Origin of the sequence: Clostridium sp. CMCC3677 (genome assembly GCF_023845585.1) — a bacterium.
In the GTDB taxonomy this organism is placed as follows: domain Bacteria; phylum Bacillota; class Clostridia; order Clostridiales; family Clostridiaceae; genus Clostridium; species Clostridium aquiflavi.
Genome location: NZ_JAMQHS010000034.1, coordinates 1 through 557 on the forward strand (window position 1 = coordinate 1; position 557 = coordinate 557).

At 29.3% G+C, this 557-nt stretch carries 1 protein-coding gene; it reads right to left on the bottom strand.

Features of this window, described 5'->3' with window-relative positions; genetic code table 11:
- Nucleotides 1-43 precede the first annotated feature (43 nt).
- A complete protein-coding gene (locus tag NG901_RS16595; RefSeq protein ID WP_252217042.1) occupies nucleotides 44-532 on the bottom strand; it encodes a prolyl-tRNA synthetase associated domain-containing protein in 489 nt (162 codons plus the stop codon).
- Nucleotides 533-557: the final 25 nt, after the last annotated feature.

Below are 557 nucleotides of genomic sequence, written 5' to 3' on the forward strand. Positions count from 1 at the left end.
AAACTCATTTAAGAAACTCATTAACAAACTGAAATTTAAGGTCTTAAATCTCTATAAACTCTACAGAATTACCATGCTGTTTAATTATCCTCACTAAATCTACTACCTTCAACCATATTGTTGATGTATTTTCATTTGGGTGAATCCCTATAAGACTTTCATTAAATGTATTATCTAATATTACCTTTACTTTTCGCTCATCATCATTGATTATACCTAAAGGTGTTACAGAACCCTTAGAAAGCCCTAAAATAGAATTTAGATCGTTTTCAGAAGCAAAGCTAAGAGGCCTTGAACAAATTTTCTCTTTTAACTTTTTTAAGTTAACCTTCTTTTCATTCCTGATAACCAATAGATAATAATTACGTTTTTTATCATCTCTAACAAATAGATTCTTTGCTATAACATCGGTGTCAGGCAAGTTAAGTTCCATCATCTCATCAATATTATATACTTCCTTATGCTCAATAAGTTTAAACCTAATCTCCATCCTATTTAAGAAATCATAAACTTCTTTTGACTTTTTTAACATTTTCGTATACCCCCATTCATCTCAA